This window comes from Streptomyces bohaiensis (assembly GCF_012033785.1).
Classification (GTDB): Bacteria; Actinomycetota; Actinomycetes; order Streptomycetales; family Streptomycetaceae; genus Streptomyces; species Streptomyces bohaiensis.
Genome location: NZ_JAAVJC010000360.1, coordinates 1 through 3970 on the forward strand (window position 1 = coordinate 1; position 3970 = coordinate 3970).

General features: G+C 74.0%; 4 protein-coding genes. 1 reads left to right on the forward strand and 3 read right to left on the reverse strand.

The annotated features are described in order from the left end of the window. Nucleotides 1–211: 211 nt before the first annotated feature. Both HCN52_RS22555 and HCN52_RS22560 read right to left on the reverse strand, forming a co-directional pair. The gene (locus tag HCN52_RS22555; RefSeq protein ID WP_168090283.1) at nt 212–622 is read right to left on the reverse strand and encodes an ATP-binding protein; all 411 of its coding nucleotides are present in this window, start codon (nt 620–622) and stop codon (nt 212–214) included. A 181-nt stretch (nt 623–803) separates the two neighbouring features. Then, complete coding sequence (locus HCN52_RS22560; protein WP_167933979.1) at nt 804–1145, reverse strand: STAS domain-containing protein; 342 nt, start codon at nt 1143–1145, stop codon at nt 804–806. Nucleotides 1146–1369: 224 nt separating this feature from the next. On the opposite strand from HCN52_RS22560, the gene HCN52_RS22565 reads away from it, so the two are divergent. Then, nucleotides 1370–3664 carry a DNA 3'-5' helicase SftH gene (locus tag HCN52_RS22565; protein WP_376767195.1) on the forward strand — a complete coding sequence of 765 codons (2295 nt, stop codon included), beginning with the start codon at nt 1370–1372 and terminating at the stop codon, nt 3662–3664. Here HCN52_RS22565 and HCN52_RS22570 read toward each other — a convergent pair. Then, nucleotides 3627–3970 (reverse strand): Rv3654c family TadE-like protein (locus tag HCN52_RS22570; RefSeq protein ID WP_245175373.1); only part of this gene is annotated, 344 nt, incomplete at its 5' end. The two genes, HCN52_RS22565 and HCN52_RS22570, sit on opposite strands and share 38 nt — an antisense overlap.

Here is a 3970-nt window from a genome sequence, read left to right on the forward strand (position 1 = left end):
GACCGCGTCGCGCGGGCGGCGCCCGCACCGCGCCGGCCGGCGCCAGGCACGGTGCGACAGCGCAGCGGCAGCACGGCCGGGAAGACCGGCGGGCTCGCTGTCCCCGCTCGCCCCTGCTCGCCCGAACGGCGCGAAACGGCTCCGGGCAGACGTCGGCCCCCGTACCGGGGAGACCGGCGGCGGGGGCCGAAACTGCAGGTGCGGCGGTGGGTCAGACGGCGGCCGCGGCCGGCCAGCTCATCCTGATGCGGCCGCCCTCGGCGTCGGCGGCGACCTCCAGGTCGTCCACGAGGCCGCTGATGACGGCGAGCCCGAGCTCGTCCGTCTCCTCGCCCGCGTCGTCGTCACCGTCCCGCTGCTGCGGCACCGACCCCGGTGCGTCGTCACCGACCTCGATGGAGAAGGTCTTCTCGCCCTCGGTCAGGCTGACCCGCACCGGCGTCCGCAGGCCGTGCAACTTGTGGAGCCCCACGGCGCGGGTGCACGCCTCACCCACGGCGAGACGCAGTTCGTCGAGCACGGACTCGTCGACACCGGCACGACGGGCCACGGCGGCGGCTACCAGCCGAGCGGTGCGCACGTGCTCGGGCGACGCGCTGAAGCGCAGATCGACAGTGGCCATGGCTGTCCCCTCGCTCACCGCGTCGCGGCGCTGCGGTCGGCGGGTGCGCCGACCGTGAGCGAGGAGCACGGTGGTGTGGTGTGGTGCGGTTGGCTTGCGAACGACGCGCGGGCGCACGAACTCGCGCGGCAACACCGGCCGCGCGAGTCGCCCGCACCGGCCCGAGGGCCGGTCACACCGGTCAGTCGGAGGCCGCGACGGCCTCGTCGACCGAGTCGTGGATCGGGAAGACCTTGGTCAGCCCCGTGATCCGGAAGATCTTGAGGATGCGCTCCTGGTTGCAGACCAGGCGCAGCGAACCCTCCTGGGCACGCACCCGCTTCAGCCCACCGACCAGGACACCCAGCCCGGTGGAGTCGAGGAAGTCGACACGCTCCATGTCCACCACCAAATGGTGGTTGCCCTCGTTCACCAGCTCCACGAGCTGCTCGCGCAGCTTCGGGGCGGTGTAGACGTCAATTTCGCCGCCAACCTCGACGACGGTGCGGTCGCCGACGGTACGAGTCGACAGGGACAGGTCCACAGATCCTCCAGCACCTTGCTCATGGGCGGTTGCCCCGGGACGCCCCCACCCCTCGGCGGAGCGGCGAACCGATTGCCGCCAGTGCATTCAATCATTTACCCAGGGCCGGGGACGACGACTTATGGTCATTGTCCGCCGGACCGGTGACAGACTCGGTGTCGATGCAGTACGAACCGGCCCCGCCGACCCCGGACCCGCCAACGACCCGTCGATCACCCCGGGCCATGCTGGCACGCCTCGAATCAGCGGGCGACCGTTCCGGTCGTGTCACCCACACGGAGCACCTGCCCGCTCGTGCGGCACGTTATTCCCCCTGGCCCCACCGGCTTCACCCCGACGTCGTCGCCGCCGTCCGGGCGCAGGGCGTCGACCGGCCCTACAGCCACCAGGCGGAGGCCCTGGAGCGGGCGCTGGCCGGGGAGTCGGTCATCGTCGCCACCGGGACGGCCTCCGGCAAGTCCCTCACCTATCTGGCACCGGTACTGCACGCCCTGCTCGGTCCTCCCGTCGACGGCCGGGCTCCCACCGCCCTCTACCTCGCACCCACCAAGGCGCTCGCCGCGGACCAGGCGCGCGCGGTGAAGGAACTGGCCGCACCGCTGGGGACGGCGGTCCGGCACGCCGTCTACGACGGCGACACCCCGGCCGAGGCCAGAGCCTGGGCGCGGCGCTACGCCAACCTGCTGCTGACCAACCCGGACATGCTCCACCGCGGGCTGCTCCCGGGCCATCGGCGCTGGTCCTCCTTCCTGCGCGGACTCCGGTACGTGGTGATCGACGAGAGCCACGTCTACCGGGGTGTCTTCGGCTCCCACGTCGCACAGGTGCTGCGGCGGCTCCGCCGGCTCTGCGCCCACCACGGCACCCGCCCCGTGTTCCTGCTGGCCTCCGCCACCGCGGCCGAGCCCGGCCCGGGAGCCTCCCGACTCACCGGGGTGGAGGTCGGGGCGGTCACCGACGACGGATCGCCGCGGGGCGAGCTGGCCTTCGCCCTGTGGGAACCGCCGCTGACCGAGGCGAAGGGCGAGCGTGGGGCGCCCGTGCGGCGGTCGGCGACGGCCGAGGCGGCGGAGCTGCTCTGTGACCTCGTCGCGGAGGAGGCCCGCACCGTCGCGTTCGTCCGCTCCCGGCGGGCCGCGGAGCTGATCGCGCTCATCGCCCGGGAGCGGTTGGACCGCCGGCGCGGCGAGGCGGTCTCCTCCTATCGCGGCGGTTATCTCCCCGAGGAGCGGCGCGCGCTCGAACGCGCCCTCCACAGCGGCGAGCTGCTCGGCCTCGCGGCGACCAACGCGCTGGAGCTGGGTGTCGACATCGCCGGGCTGGACGCGGTACTGATCGCCGGCTTCCCCGGGACCCGCGCCTCGCTCTGGCAGCAGGCGGGGCGCGCGGGACGGGCGGGCCAGGGAGCCCTCGCCGTCCTTGTCGCCCGCGACGACCCGCTGGACACCTATCTGGTGCACCACCCCGAGGCGTTGTTCCGGCAGCCGGTGGAGGCCACCGTGCTGGACCCGGGCAACCCCTACGTCCTCGCCCCGCACCTCTGCGCCGCCGCGGACGAACTGCCGCTGACCGAAGCGGACTTCTCGGTGTTCGACGACGCCGCGCGGGAGCTCGCCCCGAAGCTGACCGCCCGCGGCCTGCTGCGCCGGCGGGGAGCCGCCTGGTACTGGACCCGACGGGACCGGCCCAGCGATCTGGCCGACATCCGGGGCGAGGGCGGGCCCCAGGTGCAGGTGGTCGAGGAGTCGACCGGCCGGCTGCTCGGCACGGTGGACACGGCCGCGGCGCACACCACCGTGCACGAGGGCGCCGTCCACCTGCACCGCGGCACCAGCTTCGTGGTGCGGAGCCTGGATCTCGGCGACCACACCGCGCTGGTCGAGGCAGCGGCGCCCCCGTGGACGACCTCGGCGCGCGACGTCAGTGAGATCGCCGTGCTCGACACCGACCTCACCGAGCAGTGGGGTGCGAGCCGGATGTACCTGGGTTCGGTGGAAGTGACCAACCAGGTCGTCTCCTATCTGCGGCGCCGGCCCGTCACCGGCGAGATCCTCGGAGAGATCAAACTCGACATGCCCCCGCGGGTGCTGCGCACCCGCGCCGTGTGGTGGACACTCACCGAGGACCAGGTGGACGAGGCGCGGCTGACACCGGAGATCCTCCCGGGCGCCCTGCACGCCGCCGAGCACGCGGCCATCGGGATGCTGCCGCTGTTCGCGACCTGCGACCGCTGGGACATCGGCGGTGTGTCGACCGCGCTGCACCCGGACACCCTGCTGCCGACGATCTTCGTGCACGACGGACACCCGGGAGGCGCCGGCTTCGCGGAGCGCGGCTTCCACGCGGCCCGGGAGTGGCTGACCGCCACCCGTGACGCCATCGCCGCGTGCGAGTGCGAGAGCGGCTGTCCGTCCTGCGTGCAGTCGCCGAAGTGCGGCAACGGCAACGACCCGCTCCACAAGCGCGGTGCCGTCCGGCTGCTCACGGTGGTCCTGCGCGGGATCGCACCGCCACCGTGACCGGGGCGGCGCCGGTGAGGGACACCACCACGGTGAGGTCGGCGACCCCGTCGGCCGCCACGTGGCACCGCGTGAGCCGAGCGCCGTTGGCCGCGGCGACCACCGCCGCCGATCCGCACGCCGCGTCCGGTCCGAGCAGCGCCCGGTCGGCCGCGGCCAGCGCGGCCAGGTCAGCGGCGAGGGCTGCCCGCTGCCGGAGGTCGGCGACGCCGACCACGGCCAGCACGGCGGTCGCCACCACGACCAGGACAGCGGCGCAGGCCGCCGCCACCACGGTCGCCGCACCGCGGTCACCCCGCGGCGCCC

Excerpts from the sequence above, each read along its gene's own strand:
- HCN52_RS22565 (WP_376767195.1), top strand. The coding sequence starts at position 1,370 with ATGCTGGCACGCCTCGAATCAGCGGGCGACCGTTCCGGTCGTGTCACC.
- HCN52_RS22555 (WP_168090283.1), bottom strand. The coding sequence starts at position 622 with ATGGCCACTGTCGATCTGCGCTTCAGCGCGTCGCCCGAGCACGTGCGC.